The 18,088-nt window shown below is 68.5% G+C and carries 15 protein-coding genes; 5 read left to right on the top strand and 10 right to left on the bottom strand.

The annotated features are described in order from the left end of the window. Positions 1-82 precede the first annotated feature (82 nt). Both AS181_RS16430 and AS181_RS16425 read right to left on the bottom strand, forming a co-directional pair. Positions 83-403 carry a GNAT family N-acetyltransferase gene (locus AS181_RS16430; protein WP_058252631.1) on the bottom strand — a complete coding sequence of 107 codons (321 nt, stop codon included), beginning with the start codon at positions 401-403 and terminating at the stop codon, positions 83-85. Between the two features lie 81 nt (positions 404-484). Beyond that, positions 485-1,231, bottom strand: coding sequence for a phosphoglyceromutase (locus AS181_RS16425; protein ID WP_058252630.1), 747 nt, complete (start codon positions 1,229-1,231; stop codon positions 485-487). A gap of 151 nt (positions 1,232-1,382) precedes the next feature. Between AS181_RS16425 and AS181_RS16420 the strand changes: the two genes are divergently transcribed. Beyond that, positions 1,383-2,828 carry an APC family permease gene (locus tag AS181_RS16420; RefSeq protein ID WP_058252629.1) on the top strand — a complete coding sequence of 482 codons (1,446 nt, stop codon included), beginning with the start codon at positions 1,383-1,385 and terminating at the stop codon, positions 2,826-2,828. A 69-nt stretch (positions 2,829-2,897) separates the two neighbouring features. Here the strand turns inward: AS181_RS16420 and AS181_RS16415 are convergent, their stop codons facing one another. The 3 genes from AS181_RS16415 to mshA form a co-directional block, all read right to left on the bottom strand. After that, positions 2,898-4,505 carry a 4-coumarate--CoA ligase family protein gene (locus tag AS181_RS16415; RefSeq protein ID WP_058252628.1) on the bottom strand — a complete coding sequence of 536 codons (1,608 nt, stop codon included), beginning with the start codon at positions 4,503-4,505 and terminating at the stop codon, positions 2,898-2,900. A gap of 82 nt (positions 4,506-4,587) precedes the next feature. After that, the gene (locus AS181_RS16410; protein WP_058252627.1) at positions 4,588-5,208 is read right to left on the bottom strand and encodes a YbjN domain-containing protein; all 621 of its coding nucleotides are present in this window, start codon (positions 5,206-5,208) and stop codon (positions 4,588-4,590) included. Positions 5,209-5,268: 60 nt separating this feature from the next. After that, positions 5,269-6,624 (bottom strand): D-inositol-3-phosphate glycosyltransferase, encoded by a 1,356-nt coding sequence (gene mshA, locus AS181_RS16405; protein ID WP_058252682.1) that lies wholly within the window; start codon positions 6,622-6,624, stop codon positions 5,269-5,271. A 127-nt stretch (positions 6,625-6,751) separates the two neighbouring features. Here mshA and AS181_RS16400 point away from each other — a divergent pair, with 127 nt between their 5' ends. From AS181_RS16400 to AS181_RS16390, 3 genes are read left to right on the top strand one after another with little or no spacing between them, the layout of a single operon-like run. Further along, complete coding sequence (locus tag AS181_RS16400; protein ID WP_058252626.1) at positions 6,752-7,744, top strand: metal ABC transporter solute-binding protein, Zn/Mn family; 993 nt, start codon at positions 6,752-6,754, stop codon at positions 7,742-7,744. Beyond that, positions 7,741-8,583, top strand: a complete 843-nt coding sequence (locus AS181_RS16395) for a metal ABC transporter ATP-binding protein (RefSeq protein WP_058252625.1) — start codon at positions 7,741-7,743, stop codon at positions 8,581-8,583. The genes AS181_RS16400 and AS181_RS16395 overlap by 4 nt, the downstream gene beginning before the upstream one ends. Next, positions 8,580-9,449: a metal ABC transporter permease gene (locus tag AS181_RS16390; RefSeq protein ID WP_058252624.1), complete on the top strand. Its 870-nt coding sequence runs from the start codon at positions 8,580-8,582 to the stop codon at positions 9,447-9,449. Before AS181_RS16395 ends, AS181_RS16390 begins: the two co-directional genes overlap by 4 nt. Before the next feature lie 52 nt (positions 9,450-9,501). Here the strand turns inward: AS181_RS16390 and AS181_RS16385 are convergent, their stop codons facing one another. After that, on the bottom strand, positions 9,502-10,047 hold the full coding sequence (locus AS181_RS16385; RefSeq protein WP_058252623.1) for a DUF2599 domain-containing protein: 546 nt from the start codon (positions 10,045-10,047) through the stop codon (positions 9,502-9,504). Positions 10,048-10,060: 13 nt separating this feature from the next. On the opposite strand from AS181_RS16385, the gene AS181_RS16380 reads away from it, so the two are divergent. After that, on the top strand, positions 10,061-11,209 hold the full coding sequence (locus AS181_RS16380; RefSeq protein WP_082652958.1) for a beta-mannosidase: 1,149 nt from the start codon (positions 10,061-10,063) through the stop codon (positions 11,207-11,209). Between the two features lie 24 nt (positions 11,210-11,233). Here AS181_RS16380 and AS181_RS16375 read toward each other — a convergent pair whose 3' ends face one another. Genes AS181_RS16375 through AS181_RS16360 form a run of 4 tightly spaced genes read right to left on the bottom strand, consistent with a single transcriptional unit; the run spans position 11,234 to position 18,019 of the window. Next, positions 11,234-12,889 (bottom strand): glycosyltransferase family 39 protein, encoded by a 1,656-nt coding sequence (locus AS181_RS16375; RefSeq protein WP_058252622.1) that lies wholly within the window; start codon positions 12,887-12,889, stop codon positions 11,234-11,236. Next, positions 12,886-14,445 (bottom strand): glycosyltransferase, encoded by a 1,560-nt coding sequence (locus AS181_RS16370; protein ID WP_058252621.1) that lies wholly within the window; start codon positions 14,443-14,445, stop codon positions 12,886-12,888. Before AS181_RS16370 ends, AS181_RS16375 begins: the two co-directional genes overlap by 4 nt. Next, positions 14,442-16,052, bottom strand: coding sequence for a hypothetical protein (locus AS181_RS16365; RefSeq protein ID WP_058252620.1), 1,611 nt, complete (start codon positions 16,050-16,052; stop codon positions 14,442-14,444). The genes AS181_RS16370 and AS181_RS16365 overlap by 4 nt, the downstream gene beginning before the upstream one ends. 5 nt (positions 16,053-16,057) lie before the next feature. Further along, on the bottom strand, positions 16,058-18,019 hold the full coding sequence (locus tag AS181_RS16360) for an LPXTG cell wall anchor domain-containing protein (RefSeq protein ID WP_082652957.1): 1,962 nt from the start codon (positions 18,017-18,019) through the stop codon (positions 16,058-16,060). Positions 18,020-18,088 lie beyond the last annotated feature (69 nt).

Raw genomic sequence — 18,088 nt, 5'->3', positions numbered from 1 at the left:
GTTGTTCACGCGGAGTTGGCCGGAGTCCCTGCCGACGCGGCGGCGCGCTTCCCCGGTACCGGGGCGGCCGTGTCCGGACCGGTCATTGCGGAACCGGAACCGCCATGTCCGCGAACTCGGGGTGACGTTCGATGAAGCGCTGCACGTACGAGCAGACCGGCACGACCTGCTTGCCGCCGCGCCGGATGTCCTCGAGGACCGCCTGGACCAATTGGCCCGCGTACCCGTGACCACTGAACTGCTCGCGGATCACGGTGTGCGTGATGACCACCTGGTAGGGCTCGGAGACGTAGTCGAGATAACCGACGATCTCGTCGTCGCCCTGGGAATCGGCGACGAGGATCGCCTCGTACCGCTCCTGGGCAGGTGAGTGCTCGATTCGCAGGGTGCCCATGTCCGCCATGCCGTCTAATGTAGCGCGCGCCACACCGTCGACGCCATGGCGAAACGTGTCACGTCTGGATGTCCGAACGGACCCCGACGACTACTTCTGCCCTTGGGCCGCCACCGCGGCGGCACCCGCGGCGGCCGCCTCGGGGTCGAGGTAGGTACCACCCGGGTTGAGCGGCTTCAGGTCGTCGTCGAGGTCGTAACGAAGCGGGTTGCCGGTGGGGATGTTCAGTCCGGCGATGTCGTCGTCGGAGATGCCGTCGAGGTGCTTGACGAGCGCGCGCAGCGAGTTGCCGTGTGCCGCGAGCAGCACGTTCTTCCCCGCCCGGACGTCGGCGACGATCGTCTCGAGGTAGTACGGGATGAACCGCTCGACGACGTCCTTGAGGCACTCGGTCAGCGGCACCTCGGGGAGATCGGCGTACCGCGCGTCGCCCACCTGGCTGTATTCGGCATCGGGTTCGATCGCCGGCGGCGGGGTGTCGTAACTGCGGCGCCACAGCATGAACTGCTCGTCGCCGAACTTCTCCTTGGTCTCGGCCTTGTTCAGGCCCTGCAGCGCGCCGTAGTGACGTTCGTTGAGTCGCCAGTCGCGGATCACCGGGATCCAGAGCCGGTCGGCCCGGTCGAGGGCGATGTGCGCGGTCGTGATCGCGCGGCGCAGCAGCGACGTGTAGACGACGTCAGGCAGCAGGTCGTGCTCGACGAGGAGCTCGCCCCCGCGTTCGGCCTCGGCCCTGCCCTTGTCGGTGAGCGCCACATCGACCCAACCGGTGAACTGGTTGGACGCATTCCATTCGCTCTCGCCGTGCCGCATCAGGATCAGGGTGCCGTTGCTCATGGCCGATAGTTTTCCACAGTCGGTGCGCACCCTCTCCTCACCGGCGCCTGAACCCCCGGCCGGACCCCGGCGCGCACCTGGTGACGACGAAATGGTAATGAACCGGTCGATTCGCCGCGCGAACGGCCATGGGCGGGTCTAGCGTTAGCGCATGACAGCCAGTACAGACGCCGGCGCGACCGGCCAGAATGCGGAGAAGCAGCCCGAGCTCAAACGCGTGTTGGGCTGGAAGCTGTTGTTGCTGTTTATCATCGGCGACATCCTGGGCACCGGCGTCTACGCACTCACCGGCCAGGTCGCCGGCGAGGTCGGGGGCGCGGCGTGGCTGCCGTTCCTCATCGCGTTCGCGGTGGCGACGCTGACGGCGTTCTCCTACCTGGAGCTGGTGACCAAATATCCCCAGGCCGCCGGCGCTGCCCTGTACGTGCACAAGGCTTTCGGCGTCCACTTCATCACCTTCATCGTGCTGTTCACCGTGATGTGTTCGGGTATCACCTCGGCGACCACCGCGTCCCGCGCGTTCGCGGTGAACATGCTGACCGCGTTCAGCGGTGACAAGCCCGACGCCACGAGCCCGGCGCTGTTCGCCATCGCCATCGGCTTCCTCCTGCTGGTCATGTTCATCAACTTCCGCGGGGTCGCCGAAGGCGTCGGCACCAATGTGGTGCTGACGCTCGTGGAACTGACGGGCTTGCTGCTGGTGCTGTTCATCGGTTACTGGTTCATCGTGGGCGGCAATGCCGATCACTGGGATGCGGTGGTGGCCTTCGAGAGTCCCGACGACAAGAACGTCTTCATCGCCGTCACCGCGGCGACGTCGCTGGCGTTCTTCGCCCTCGTCGGTTTCGAGGACTCGGTGAACATGGCCGAGGAATGCAAGGAACCCGTCCGGATCTTCCCCAAGGTGATGCTGAGCGGCCTCGGGATCACCGCGGTCGTCTACGTGCTGATCGCGATCTGCGCGGTGGCGATCGTCCCGGTCGGCGTCCTCGCCGAGAGCGAGACCCCACTCGTCGACGTCGTGCAGACCGCGGCCCCCGACTTCCCGATGTCGGATCTGCTGCCGTGGATCTCGATGTTCGCCGTCGCCAACACCGCGCTCATCAACATGATGATGGCGAGCCGGCTGCTGTACGGCATGGCCAAGCAGGGTGTCCTGCCCAAGTTCCTGGCCTACGTCCATCCCGGACGCCGTACCCCGTTCGCCGCGATTGTGTTCACCACCGTCATCGCGCTGTGCCTACTGGTCTACGTCAGCGCCGACCCGAAGGGTTCCATCGTCGGACTGCTCGGCGGCACCACCGCGCTGCTGCTGCTCGCGGTGTTCACCGTCGTCAACGTCTCCGTCCTGGTGCTGCGCAAGGATCACGTGGGACACAACCACTTCCGCACCTATACGCCGGTTGCGGTGCTCGGCGCCGTGACCTCCGGGGCGCTCACCCTCCCGTTTGCCCGCGCCGACAACCAGCAGTACGTGATCGCGGCCTGGCTACTCCTGCTCGGCGTCGTGCTGTGGGCGTTCACCTACTGGCATCAGAAGCGAACCGGCGCCGAAGCGGCCTCCTACGACGACATCCCTCCCCACGAGATCCCCTGACGCACCGACGAGTATGACGTTGTGCCCGGCAACCGGGCACAACGTCATACTCGATGTCAGAAGCAGAGACTACTTGCGGAGGTCCTTGCGCAGGATCTTGCCCGAGGCCGACTTGGGGATCGTCTCGATGAACTCGACCGCCCGGACCTTCTTGTGCGGGGCCACCTTCGACGCCACGAACTCGATGACCTCGTCGGCGGTGATCTCCGCATCGGGCTGGCGCACCACGAAGGCCTTGGGGATCTCCTCGCCCGACTCCGCCTCGATCACGCCGATGACCGCGGCGTCGGCGATCTTGTCGTTGGTGAGCAGCAGCGCCTCCAGCTCGGCGGGCGGCACCTGGTAGCCCTTGTACTTGATGAGCTCCTTGAGCCGGTCGACGATGTAGACGCAGCCGGTCGGGTCGACCTGCGCCATGTCGCCGGTGTGCAGGTAGCCGTCGGCGTCGATGGTGTCGGCGGTCGCCTGCTCGTTGTTGAGGTAGCCCAGCATCACGTTCGGCCCCTTGACCCACAGCTCGCCCGGCTCCGACAGTCCCTCGCTCGGCAGCTCGATCTCGGCACCCGATGCGGGGTCGACGATCTTGTTCTCGGAGTTCGGCACCGCCCACCCGGTCGAGGACAGCGGGGGGTCCTGCTGACCCAGCAGGCCGGGGGTGTCGGCCGGGATGATGTGACTCACCGGCGACAACTCACTCATGCCGTAGCCCTGCAGCATGTGCAGGTCGAGACGTTTGGCGACGGCCTGGCCCAGCTCGTCGTCCAGCGGCGCCGCGCCCGACATAATCGTGTGCAGCGAGGACAGGTCGTAGTTGTCGATGATCGGGTGCTTGGCCAGCGCCACGGCCACCGGCGGCGCGATGTAGGCCATGGTGACCTTGTGGTTCTGGATGTTCTCGAGGAACTCGACGAGGTCGAACCGCGGCATCACGACCAGCGACGCCCGGTTGTACAGCGCCGCGTTCAGCAGCACCGTCATGCCGTAGATGTGGAAGAACGGCAGCACCGCGATCACCACATCGTCGGCGCCCATGCCCTGCAACGGTCGGATCTGCGCGACATTGGCGACCAGATTGCGATGCGAGAGCGCGACACCCTTCGGATTCCCGGTCGTGCCCGATGAATACGGCAGGACCGCGACGTGCGTGGCCGGATCGAACGACACCTCCGGTGCGGCCAGTCCGGCGCCCAGGAGGTCCGCCGCGTTCGGGTGTCCGGAGGCGTCCTGGCCCTCGCCGTCGAGGACGATCAGGTCGGCATCCGCCAGCCCGACCTCATCGGCGGCGGCCTTGGCCTGCTCCAGCATCGGCGAGATCGTCACCAGCATCTTGGCGCCGGAATCCCGCAGCTGCTTGGCGATCTCGGGTCCGGTGAAGAGTGCGTTGATCGTCGTCGCGGTGCCGCCGGCCCGCAGAATCCCGTGGAACACCGTCGCGAACGCCGGGATGTTGGGCGACAGGATGCCCACCACGTCGCCGACGCCGATCCCCCGCGACGCCAACGCGCCCGCCGCCGCCTCGATCTGCGAGATCAGCTGCGCATAGGTGGTCGTCGCCCCCGACTTCGGGTCCACCAGCGCGGTACGGGCGAGGTCCTCCTCGGCCACCGCGCCGAACAGGAACTCGAACACACTCACGTCCGGGATCTCGACGTCGGGAAACGGACTCGTGAAGCTCATGACACCTCCATTGGGGAATTTCTCGACCGCATCGTATCAACGCACGTTGACACGATGCAACGTGGACCTCTCTCGAGAGAGTCTACGATTCGTCCGATTCGGCGGTCGACGGATCCTCGGTGACGCTCTGCGCACCGTCGACGACCGACTCACCCGGTATGTAGCGACCTTCGAGCGGCTTCCCCGCCTCCGGCAGGGACTCCTTGTCGATGAGGTGCTCGAAGGCGAGCAGGTTGCGCAGCGATTCGCCGCGCGACACCCGCCACGCCCACTCCCGCTGGATCGAGGTCAGGAACCCGAGTTCGAGCAGGGTGTTGAAATCCCCGTCCGCGGCCTCGAGGACCTGCCCCAGGATCCGGTCGACCTCGCCGGGACTCAACCCGTCGGCGGAGATCCGGCCCACGAGGTAGATGTCACCGGTGTTGTCGATGGTGTAGGCGACGCCGTACAGCCGGCGGTTGCGCTTCAACAGGTACTTGTACACGCCGGCGTGGTTCTCGTCGGGCCGGCGGCACACGAAGGCCTCCACCCGGACGCCGTGCTCGCTCGCCGTCAGCAGCACGGTGGTCTTGAGTTTGCGTTCGCCGGGCAGCTCGACGACCACGTGATCGACGTCGGCCCCGCCGCCGCTCTTGCGCGCGAAGGCGATCTCGTTATCGCCCAGCGTCTTCTCCAGCAGGTCGACGACCTCGTTGCGACTCACGGCATCCTCTCGTCGGTGGTATCGGAAACCCCTTGCGCAGCGGGCGATTTCGGCGCAGCGTCAGACGGTGACCCGGTTGCGCCGACGACGCCAGCGGCGCCGGAGGCGCGCCGAGGCCGCGGCCGTCGCGGACACCTCGGGCGACGCCGGGCGCTGGTGCGCGGCGAACGACCGCATCGCCCGACCGTAACTCTCGAGGAGCTGATCGACCGTGTGTTCCCAGGAGAACTGCTCGGCGTGGGCGCGGGCGTGCTGTCCGAGCTCGACGAGTCGATCGGGTTGCGCGAGAAGTTTTTCCAGCGCGTTCGTCCAGTCCCCGACCCGATGCCCGTTGACCAGCACACCGGTCCGACCGTCGTCGACCGCCACCCCGAGGCCACCCACATTCGCGGCGATGACGGGCGTCCCGCAGGCCTGCGCCTCGATCGCGACCAGTCCGAAACTCTCCGAATGACTGGGCACGGCAACCACATCCGACGCCCGGTAGACCTGCACCAGACGGTTCGCCGGCTGGGGCGGCAGGAAGGTGACCGAATCGGCGATCCCGAGTTCGGCGACCTGATCCATCAGCGCGGTGGGCCGTTGCAGCCCCGACCCCGACGGCCCGCCGACGATGAGCACCCGCAGCCTCCGCCCGGTCGCGGCGGACTCACCGATGAGCGGCGCGACCGCGGCGACGAGGAGGTCGGGGGCCTTCAGCGGTTGGATGCGCCCGACGAACGTCACGATCATCTCGTCGGGGTCGAGGCCGAGCTCCGCGCGGGCGGCCGCGGCGGAACCCGGTGTGTAACAGTCGAGATCGGCACCAGGGGTCACCACGTCGATACGGTCGGCGGCGGCACCGTACATCGAGAGCAATTCGGTCGCCTCGGTCTGGGTGTTCGCGACCAGGCGATCGGCCTCCCCGACCACCTGCTGCTCCCCGATGACCCGCAGCTGCGGCTCGGCGGTGTCGCCCTCGGCCAGCGATGCGTTCTTGACCGCGGCCAGGGTGTGCGCGGTGTGCACCAGCGGTACACCCCACCGGTCGCGGGCGAGCCACCCCACCTGGCCGGAGAGCCAGTAGTGCGAGTGGATGACGTCGTAGTGACCGGGCGCCTGCGCGGCCTCGGCACGCAGGACCCCGGCCGTGAACGCACACAGCTGGGCGGGCAGGTCGCGCTTGTCGAGGCCCTCGAACGGGCCGGCGACGACGTTGCGCACCGTCACCCCCGGCGCTGCGGCGACCGACGCCGGGTCGGCCGACGACGTCGCGCGGGTGAAGATCTCGACCTCGACTCCCCGACGGGCCAGCCGCGTCGCGGTCTGCCAGACGTAGACGTTCATCCCGCCGGCGTCGCCGGTGCCCGGTTGCGCCAGCGGCGAGGTGTGCACGGAGATCAGCGCGACACGCCGCGGGGACGGGCTCGAGGTCATGGTCTCCACCATAGAGAAACGCCGTGTCGGGCGAGGAGTCCCCCGGCCTGCGGACACCCTGCACGCCCGTCGCCGCGATCACCTAGACTGCTTTCGGTAACGATTGTCATTTGCGTGAAGGTTGTCGATGAAGAAATCCCTGCTGGCCACGGCCGGTGTGCTGTCCGCCGCCGCCCTGGTGTTGTCCGCCTGCTCCAGCGACTCCGGCGGGACCGACGGCCCCCCGACCGTGGTCGCGTCCACGAACGTCTGGGGTTCGGTGGCGGCCGCGGTCGCCGGCGACAACGCCGAGGTGACCGCGCTGTACACCAACGCCGACGGTGATCCGCACGAGTTCGAGCCCTCGGCAGCGGACACCGCGACGATCGCCGATGCCGACATCCTCGTCTTCAACGGCGGCCACTACGACTCCTACATGGAGGAGGCGGCGGCCAACTCGGACGCGACGGCGGTCGACGCCTACGCCCTGCTCGGGAGCGACGAGCATGCCGACGAGGCCGGTGGCGATCACGGCGACGAGCACGCGTCCGGCGATCACTCCGACGGTGATCACTCCGACGGGGCCCACGACCACGCGCACGGCGACCAGAACGAGCACGTCTTCTACGACCTCCCCGTCGTCGCCCAGGTGGCCGACAAGGTCGCCGACGCGCTGGCCGAGAAGGACCCGGACAACGCGGAGACCTACCGCGCCAACGCCGAGACCTTGACCACCGGCATCGACGGTCTGCGCGCGAAGCTCACCACCATCCGGGAACAGCACGCCGACACCGAGGTCGCCCAGACCGAGCCGCTCGCGGGCTTCATGCTGACCGAGGCCGGGCTCGTCGACATCGCACCGGCCGGTTTCACCCAGGCCGTCGAGGAGGGCCAGTCACCCGCGGCCGCCGACCGTGCGGCACTGCAGGACATCCTGGCCGACCGTCGGGCGAAGGTGCTGATCTACAACACCCAGGCCGTGGACCCGGTGACACAGGCCATGCTCGACGTCGCGCGCTCCGCGGGCGTCCCGGTCGTGGAGTTCACCGAGACCCTGCCCGACGGCGTCACCGACTACGTCGTGTGGCAGGGCGCCCAGATCGACGCCCTGACCGCGGCGCTGGGTTCCGGCTCCAATTGACCGGGGCAGGCGACTCGACCGGAGCAGGCAAGGGCAGGCCGGTCGTGGAGTTCACCGGCGCCCGGCTCGCGTTCGGCGACCGGGTTCTCTGGGACGACCTCGACCTGACGATCGAATCCGGTGAGTTCGTCGCGGTCCTCGGGCCCAACGGCTCCGGCAAGACGTCGTTCCTGCGGGTTCTGTTGCACCAGTACGCGCTCGACCGCGGCACCGTGACCACCACCGACGCCGTGGGCTACATCCCCCAGCAGCACGCCGAGGACGACGCCGACCCGATGGCCATCCGCGGCCGGGACCTCGTCGGGTTCGGTGTCGACGGCGGCCGCTGGGGTGTCGGACTCCGGGGCCGGGCACGACGCCGCGCACTCGTCGACACCGCGCTCGGTTCGGTGGACGCCCTGCCATACGCCGACGCCCCGCTGGGCGTCCTGTCCGGCGGCGAGCAGCAACGGCTACGCGTCGCCCAGGCGGTGGTGAGCGATCCCGCGCTGCTGCTCTGCGACGAGCCGCTCGCCAGTCTCGATCCGACCAATCAACAGGTGGTCGTGGACCTCATCGATCGCCGGCGCCGGGACGCCGGGACGGCCGTCGTGTTCGTGACCCACGAGATCAACCCGATCCTGCCCTTTGTCGACCGGGTCCTGTACCTCGTCGACGGCCGGTTCCGCATCGGCGAGCCGCATGAGGTGATGACGACGGAGACGCTGAGCGAGCTGTACGGCAGCGATGTCGAGGTGCTGCGCGTCAACGGCCGTCTGGTCGTGATCGGCGGCGAGGACGCCCACCACTGCGCCGCCGACAGCGAACCGGGTGTCGCGAGGCGAGGCGGTCCGGCGTGAGCGTCACCCACCTCTCCGTCGACCGCTCGTTGAGCGACCTCTGGGATTTCTCCACCACCATCGACCTGCTCGGTTACGACTTCATGCAGCAGGCACTGCTCGCGATGGTGCTGCTCGGTCTCCTGGGCGGCCTGCTGGGCCCGCTCATCGTCGCCCGGCAGATGTCCTTCGCGGTGCACGGCGCCAGCGAACTGTCGGTGACCGGTGCCGCGGCGGCCCTGCTGATCGGGTTCAGCGTGAACCTCGGCGGCGTCATCGGCGCGGTCATCGCCGCGGCGGTCTTCGGTTTCCTCGGCAACAAGGCGCGGGAGCGCGACTCGGTGATCGGCGTCGTGATGGCGTTCGGCCTCGGCATCGGGGTCCTGTTCCTGGCCTTGTACGGCCGGATCGGGACCGGCTTCGCGTTGCTGACCGGTCAGGTCGTGAGCGTGGGCATCAACGGCCTGGTCGCGATCGCCATCACCACGGGCATCGTCGTCGTCGTGCTGGCCGTCATCTACCGGCCACTGCTGTTCGCCTCCACCGATCCCCGCGTCGCGCAGGCGCGGGGGGTACCCATCCGCACCCTGTCGGTGGTGTTCGCGATCATCATGGGCCTGGCGGCCGCGCAGGGCGTGCAGATCATCGGCGCGCTGCTGGTGATGTCGCTGATGATCACCCCGGGCGCCGCCGCCGCCCGCGTCACGTCGAATCCGACGCGCACGCTGGTGCTGTCGGTCGTGTTCGCCGAGGTCGCGGCGGTCGGCGGGTTGCTGATGTCGCTCGCTCCCAAGCTGCCCGTGTCGGTCTTCGTCACGATCATCTCGTTCGCGATCTACGTCGTGTGCCGGATCATCGGCAACCGCCGCGTGCATCGCACGCGCTGATCCGACAGAACACAACCACCGCCGGGCCGCCTCGCTCGCACCGCAGTACTTGTCATTCCTCGGCGAAACCGGGGTTGCAGCCGGCGCCGACCATGTCCTCCTCGGCGACGACCGGCCGGCCGGGTTCGAGGTTCCAGCTGGGCTTCTCGGGTTCGACGATGCGGGCGAACCGCCAGTGGCAATCGAACTGGGCCTGCATCCCGGGGGTGTCGGCGGTGGGGTCGAGAGCGACGACCTCCGCCCACGCGGCGGCCATCGCGCCGGGGTCGGTGGTGTAGCGCCCGGAATTCGTGGGGAACACCGAGAGGCTCGGACCGACCGCGGTGTCGGTCCACTCGGTCCGCTCGATGTACGGCGGGCGGTAGACGATCGTCGGCGCGCTCTCGGTGGGCGAGTACGGGCCCGATGAATACGGGGTGGGCGACGGGCTCGTCGTGCTCGAGCCGGTCGTGCTCGGACCCAGTGCTCCGGGGTCGACCGCGTCTGTCCCGCACGCGGACAGGACCGCGGCGACGGCCAGCGCGCCGGCCGCGGCGCGCCACCGCCGCCGCCCTCCGTCGGCCTCTCCCGCACCCGCCCTGCGCAACCCCGTCGACATACCGACACCCTAGGTGACGGGTAGCCTGCACCTTGTGGTCCGCCGGCGCACGCAGAAGCGGGCGGTCGGGTTGTTCGTCACCGCGATCGCCGTCGTCGTGCTGTGCCTCGCGGGGTGTGCGCGCACCCCCGATCCGGGACCTCCCCAGGTCACCCAGTCGCATCGGGCCTCGACCACTCCCACCGGCCTAATGCTCGACGGGAAACCCTGGTGGCCAGCGGGGTTCAACGCCTATCAGCTCAGCACCGACTGGTCGGTCAACCGCGGCTGCGGCGCCCAGGTCGAGGTCGACGGGTACTTCGACAGACTCCCGCCCCGTGCGCTGACCCGATTCAACCTGTACTCGGTCTTCGCCGTCGACAAGCGCAGCGGGCTCATCGATTTCGGGCCGATCGACCGGGTCTTCCGGGCCGCGGCCCGGCATCACCAGATGGTCCTGCCGGTCCTCACCGGAGGCTCGGGCGACTGTGAGGACGAGCGGTTCAAGGAGCGCGACTTCTACGTCGACGGTTGGCAGAGCCAGGAGATCGTCGGCGGGCTGACGTACGCGGAGTGGGTCGAGATCGCGGTGACCCGCTGGCACGACGAGCCGTCGATCGCCGGCTGGGAACTCGTCGGGGAGCCCGAGGCGAGCGAATGCGGTCCGGCCTCGTGCGACTGGGAGGCGCGAACGTGTCCCGACGATGCGACGGCCGTGTTGCGCTCGTTCTTCGACCGCGCCGGCGCCCATCTCCGGGCCTACGACGCCGACCGGCCGATCTTCTCGGGAGTGGTGGGCGGCGACCAGTGCGGCCTCGCGGGCGCGGGTTATGCCGAGGTCCTGGGCTCGGCCGGCGTGGACGTGCTCGACTTCCACGACTACCGCTCCGATGTCGACCCCGAATCGGGGCCCGCGGGCAGCAATCTGCGCGCACGACTGGCACAGGCCCGCGAGCTCGGAAAACCGCTGGTGGTCAACGAGATCGGGATACATGCCGGCTCATGTGGCTCGATCGCGAATCGGGCCGCGCAGTTCGAGACCATCGTCGCGCGCCATCGCGACGCCGGGGTCGCCGGCGCGCTGCTGTGGTCCTTCGTCCCGGACCCGCGCGGTGCGCAGTGCACGTACGACATCGGGCTCGATGACCCGGCCTGGAATGTGGTGCGCGAGAACTCCTCCTGACCACCTGCGATGGCCCGCGCGAGCTCACACCAGCTGATACAGCCGCCAGTCCGGCAGATCCGCGCCCTGGTTGCGCGCCTCGAGGACGAGAACCCCGATCTGGGCGCCGTTCTCGTAGATGGTCGGATACCGCTGGTTGACCGCGTCGGAGAGTCCCCGACCTTCCGGTGGGACGGTGAGGAAGTAGCGCACACCGCCGCCGACCGGGTCGTTGAGCAGCTGCGCGAAGTCGCGATCCGACGGGATGACGAACTGGCGCGGCCGCTCGGACTGGACCACCACCGCGAAGCCGTACACGGTGTCGCACAACACCGCGCCGTCGGGCAGGTCCAGACCGTCGAGATACTGCGCCAGCGCCCGCTCGGTGGAGAACGACCGCACGATGCGCTGCTCGCCGAGGTACTTCTGGTCCACCGAGTCCGGGCGCGGATCGACCACCGATCCGAGCGCGAACTCCTGGGGCGCGTACTTGGGTGACGTCATCCCGGCGGCGGTGACCGGGATCGCGGTGGCGACCACGACGATCACGATCGTCGCGGCGATCTTGTTACTCCAACGCGAGGCATAGGGGCGGGCCGGCAGAATGTCCGAATGCCTGCCCTCGCGACGCATCGGAACCTGCTCCCGCAGGGGCACAGACAACAGCGCGATGACGGCGGCGAGCAGGACCACGGTCATGTAGAGCCGAAGAAAGCCGAACGTCGAACCGCGTGAGTAACCGAAGACCTGAAACGCCAGCACGGCCACGATCAACAGTGCGGGCAACATCGCCGCAAGCCGATGACGTCGGGCACGGACCCCGATGACTCCGAGAATGAGTATCGGAAGCAGTGGCGCGAGGATGAAGATCTCGGTGAGGGAGAACCCGATCGCATCCCCGGTCGTCGACGACCCGCTACCGCCGGACTGCGCGATGATCGCGGCGTTGCCGTACTCAGAGGTGAACTGCGCGAACGCGTCACCCGTGATGAGCCAGCCCGCCGCCGCCCAGGCGAGGAAGGCCAGTGCGCTGGGCGCCACCACCAGGGTGATGGCGAGGAGCGTGCGCGACACCCGTTTTCGGCGGTCGCGACGTGTGTAGGTCACCCAGCCGACCACGAAGGCCGCGGCCAATGCGGCGGCACCGCCGTCGTAGCGGGTGAGATAGGACAGGCCGAGCGCGATCCCGGCCACCACGAGCTCGTGGACGTCGTCTGAGGAGACCCACCGGATCAGACGACGGGTGGCCCAGGCCAAGAAGAAGAGGTACGGCGCCTCGCTCATCCCGTTCGCGGCATAGAGGACGATCATCGGATTGATCGCGTAGAAGGTCGTGAAAGTGCCTGCCACGAGAGGACGCAGGCCCTGGTCGCGCGCGATCCCCGACGCCTGCACCACCGATCCGGCCATGAACGCCGACGACATGATCACCGCCGAGAGCGCCTGCGTCGTCATCTCCGGGATCCACGGGGTGAGCGCGGTCAGCGGCAGCTGGACGATGGCGGTCAGCGGGGTGAAGATGAATCCGATCGCCGCGAGATGCGGTGTCCGACTGAACAGCACGCTCTGTGCCGACTGCACCCTCGACAGCGCGTCGCCGAAGAACAGCTGCACCTCGCTGACGAGGTAGACCCCGATGACGAGGTACGGGATCCACGTCGCGAGGAAGATCAGCACCGAGGCCGGGACACGGCGGGTCACGTCGTCTCCTGCCCGTCGGGATCGGTGTCCGGTGAACTGCTCGTCGACAGACCGTGAAAGGTCTTCTCCCAGTAGGACGGATTGACCAGGATCTGCCACATGCCCTTGATGGCGGCGACACTCATCATCAGCCAGTACAGCGGGATGAGAAGGGCCGAACCGAGCAGTTCGCTGCGATCGTCCTCGCGGATCGCGACGAGGTTCATGTACAGCGCCGCCCCGTTGCCCAGCAGCAGCGAGATCAGCGACAGGTAGTAGATGGGTCCGGGGAACAGCTCGGCGACGACCGGTGGCTGTCCGCCGATCCACAGCGCCAGGATCAGCCAGAACACCATGTTCAGGCAGGCGATCACCGGGGTCCCGGCGATCAGCAGCGTGAAGCGCACGAACGCGACGGGCCCGAGGATGTGCCAGAGCTTGACCGGGTGCCGCATGTGGACGAGCCACGTCTGCATGTAGCCCTTGTACCAACGGGAGCGCTGGCGGACCCAGTTGATGGCATCGACATTGGCCTCTTCCATCGTGACCGAGTCGAGCACCAGGGTGCGGTATCCGTGGTCGGCGATCCGGACCCCGAGGTCGGCGTCCTCGGTCACGTTGTAGGGGTCCCAGGCGCCGATCGTGTCGAGGACATCGCGCCGGAAGTGATTCGACGTGCCGCCCAACGGGATCGGCGCTCGACTGACCATCATGCCCGGCAGCAGGAAGCCGAACCAGATGCCGTAGTCGGCCGTGAACCACTCGGTCAGCATGTTGTCGCGCACGTTGTGGAAGCTGAGCTTGCCCTGCACGCAGACCACCGAGTCGTCGCCGGAGTTGTTCAGCACGTACACCGCCCGACGCAGCTGCAACGGGTCCGGTTTGTCCTCGGCGTCGAAGATGGTGACGATGTCGCCGGTGGCGAAGTGCATGCCGTAGTTGCAGGCCTTCGGTTTGGTCCGCGGCTGCGCCGGGGGTGTCAGGACGACCGTGACGATCCCGTTCTCCTCCACCCCGCGCGCCGCCTCGATCGTCGGCTCGTCGTCCTCTTCCAACAGCAGCAGGACCTGGAGCTTGTCCCGTGGGTACTCGATCGTCTCCATCGCGGCCACCAGTTGACCCACCACCTCCGGCTCGCCGTAGGCCGGGACGAACACGGTGTAGGCGGGCAACTCGTCGTCGGGGATGGACCGGGCGTCCTCGTCGGAGACGCGGATGGCACCGTTGACCAGTCCCCGCCGGAAGATCACCAGGCGGTCGGCGAGGGTCACCACGTATCCGATCGTGGCGATCGAGACCAGGGTCGCGCAGGTCCCGACCGGTTCGATCACCATCGCGACGGCGATGATGCCGAGCAGCGTGAACCCGATGATCTTCTGAATCCGGCTGAAGGCCACCGAGGCCGACATGTCCTCGTCGGCGTTGCGGAGACGGTTCACGGCGTCTTCGAGGGCCTGCGCCCGGTAGCCCGGGTCGGCGAGCAGTTCGGCCACCGGACGCGTCGGTCTGGTGCTGCGCGCGACCCCCGGCTTGTCGGCGGCTGCGGCGTGCCCGGGGCCGGCCTTGTCGATGCTCATGCACCGGCCCCCCGAGCGGCCCCGAGCTGGGCCCGGATGAGCTCCCCGGCCAAGCCGATGAGCAGGGCCTCGTCCTTGAGTTGCGGGTCGGTGTCCAGCAGGACCGAGTTGCCCCGCAGCAGGATCGTCATCAGCGAGTTCATGTTCGCGAGGATGGTGATCCGCGGCTCCGGGAAGTAGGCCTCGGGCTCGTGGTTGTCGACTGCCCACAGCATGACCTGCTGGGTCCGGTTGCCGTTGTTCCATCGCCAGGACAACGCCGTGTAGGTGAGGTAGCGCTCGTCGTCGACGACACTCCACACCCGACCCCGGACCCCGTTCGACAGGTCCACCTCGATCGGAAGGCTCGTGCGTTCGCTGGACAGGTCGTAGCGGAAGATGTCCGGGTAGACGTCGAGGACGAGTGGCCGCCTGCTGTCGACGCTGTCGACGACCACCCGCCGGGGACGCGCGAACTTGTCGTAGGCGCGGTTGCCGCGGGTCTGCACCAGGACCTGGCGGATCAGCACGGACCCCGGCCCGTAGAGGCGTGACACCCACCCGTAGACACCCAGGGACTCCTGCCGCCAGCCGACCGGGACCACGAGCGGCTCACCGATACCGAGCTGCGGATAGCGATTGCTCTGGTAGTTGCTACCCACCGGCGGGGTGGGGCACAGCGCCAGCAGGACCGCCACGAGCAGCACCACCAGACCCGGCCGGCCCACGAACGGGACTTTCGGCGGACTGATCCGGCCGGCCTCGGGCGGCGACCACTGCCGGCCGCCGCGCCGCCGATAGTCGACCAGCATGTAGGCCGACGTCGCGAGGGCCGCGATCAGGCCCGGATAGGGCACGACGATGTTCCGGGGCGCGCCGAGCGCGTCGAGCACGAACAGCGCGACCAGGCCCACCGCACCGGCCAGCAGCGCCGCGACCAATTTTCGGCGCCAGGTCCGACCCACCGCGATCGCGGTCGCGGCGACGGCCATCAGCACCACCACGAAACCGGCGGCGAGCGACGTCCCACCCATGATCAGCACGACGGCGCGGACCGGCGGCGGGAAGATGAGCACCAACAGCAGCCACACCCACCGGTAGCGGGCGACCGGACGCAGCCCGAAGAGCAGAACCGCGGCGCCGAAGACGAACAACCACAGGGCGAGCAGATCCATGTGGGTGGTGAGGTACGCGCGCGCATAGCGCGGGTTGACCAGATACTTCATCGCCAGCGCGAGGATCAGCACCACGATGCCGACGATGACGTCGGTCTGCCGGTCGTAGATCGGCAGTTCGTCGACGGTGCGCCACGACACCCCGATGACGGCGATCAGCGCGAGGACGACCAGCACCGGGACGTAGAGGATGAGCGTCTGCGCCATCAACTCGTCGACGATCGCGACGATCGTGTTCCAGAACCCCAGGGCCGTGCACCCGATCAGGAACAGCCACCGGGCCGCCACCAGCCACTCCGGGTGATCGACAAAAGCGGGGTGCGGCGTCTCGGGCTTGCGGCGCGTGACGACGCCGACGAGCGTGGCGACCGCACTCGTCGCACCGGCCGACCCCGGATCCGGGGTCGACGGTTCCGGGTTCTGGGCCGTGGTCGTCGCGGGAGCCTCGGGCACGCCGGTCAGCTCTCGGCGGTCCGTTGCCGTCGACGGCGCAGGATGAGGGTCGCCGCGACGGCCGCCACCACGACGATGCCGACCCCGACGACCGCGAACGCCACCCAGGAGGTGTCGCCGGTCGACGATTCCGGCTGCTGCGCGTCGTCATCGACCACGAGGACGGGCTCCTGGCCGGACACCTGCAACAAGGCGTCGCCGTTCAGCGACGGCCAGCGATCGGGATCGGCGGCCAGCCAGTCGAGCAGGGCGTCGAGATCAGCGGCGTCGTTCGTCGACGTCGCGACCAGCACCGACCGGCCGGCATCACGGGCCACCTGCAGCGAACCGAAGCGCACGGTCGGCGACAGCAGCACCTCGGCGCGCCGGCCGTCCGGATTGAGCACCGAGACCGTGCCGCCGTCGGCGGTCACCGGCAGCGACAGCTCGGGCAATCCCTGGCCGTCCGCGGCGATGACGACCGCGGGGGCCGAGGCCGACATGGCGTCGTCGAGCGGTACGACGTCGACTCCGAGACGCACCGCCGACAGTCGCTGCAGGCCCGACATCAGTGCCACCGCGCGGGCGACGTCGGCGACGTCACCGCGGGTCCAGGCCAACGAGTTCCGCGGCATCAACGCCTGCGGCAACGATGCGAACCCGGATGGTGTCGGCGGGTCGGCGACCTCGGATCGCACCTCACCGGAGGAGTCCAGGCTCAGCGAACTCCGCACTCCCGCGCCACACTGCTCGCCGACGTCGCCGTGGTTGTAGGTGACGGTGACCTCGGTGAAACGCGTCAGCAGGTCGGCGGGGATGTCGACCCAGGAGTTGTAGCTGCCGGAGGAGTCGGCGGGCCAGGAGGCGATGACCCGGTCCCCGACGGACACCGCGATCTGGCCGCCCATCGGGGTGTAGGTGCCCTTCAGCTGGATTCGCACGTTCTGAGACGGCCGTCCCAGGCGCGTCTGGTCGACCCCGAACGAGATGGTCGGCCAGCCGGTCGCCGAGACGCGCTGATCCCCCACGCCCAGTTCGGCGAGCGTGGTGACCTCCGGCGCGAGTTGCGGTGCGGCAAAAGGCGGTCCGGCCACGGCCGCAGAACTGACGGCGATCGACGAGAGATCAGAGGTGAGGAACTCGACCTGGGTCTCCAGGTCGTCCTCGCTGCCGCCGATCCGCAAAACCGGCCAGCCTGCACCCGGCCCCAGGCTGAGTCCGTCGGGCAGGGCCGAGTTGATGACGATCTGCCGTTCGAGCGGTTCGATCTCCTCGTCGGGTGCGGCATCACCGCGCGGCAGCGAGTCCGTCTCGATCTCCACTGTCGCCGCACCGTAATTCGCGATCACGGCGGTCGCGAGCGACACGGCCGCAGCGCCCTCGGCGGGCCGCACGTCGTCGGGGACGAAGATGGTCAGCTTGCGCAGAACCGGCGGCAGGAACTCGGCGACGCTGTTCGGCGCGGCTTCTCGGCCGCCGTATGTGACGGTCGCGTTCTGGATGCGCAACCCCGAATCGGGGTCGAACAGACACGATCCGGCCGTGCGCAGATAGGTCCGCAGGACGATGTCGGCGGCGTTGCGTTCGACCCGCACGCCGCGTAGCGACAGCGAGATCGGCGAATTCACAGCCGGATTGATCGGCGTCCGCGAGATCAGCCGGCCTTCCTGCAGGACGTCGATGTTGCCGCCGGTGACGAAGGCGGGATACTGCGTGACGCCGCGCAATTCGGTGGGGGCGAGATCCGGCGGTACCGCGAGGGACAGACTCACCTCGCCCTGCTGTCCCGGGAACGCGATGGTCGGCGACGAACCGAGATCGCGAAGGTTCAGCGGCGCAGGCGGATCCCCCGGCGCCGCCTGCGCGGCCGGTGTCGACGGCGCCCCGATCGAGGCGATGCCGGCCAACAGCAGGCCCACCAGCAACAACGCCGGCCCACGGCTACGTCGACAACGCGACTCGCCGCGGGTTCTCCAGGACACGTGCATTCGCCACCCTTCGAGTGACCCCCGTCCCGACCCTTAACGCCCCGAAGAGAACCTATCCCACGACACGGC

Source organism: Gordonia sp. SGD-V-85 (assembly GCF_001456905.1).
In the GTDB taxonomy this organism is placed as follows: Bacteria; Actinomycetota; Actinomycetes; order Mycobacteriales; family Mycobacteriaceae; genus Gordonia; species Gordonia hongkongensis.
This window is presented reverse-complemented; position numbering and strand designations above follow the sequence as displayed.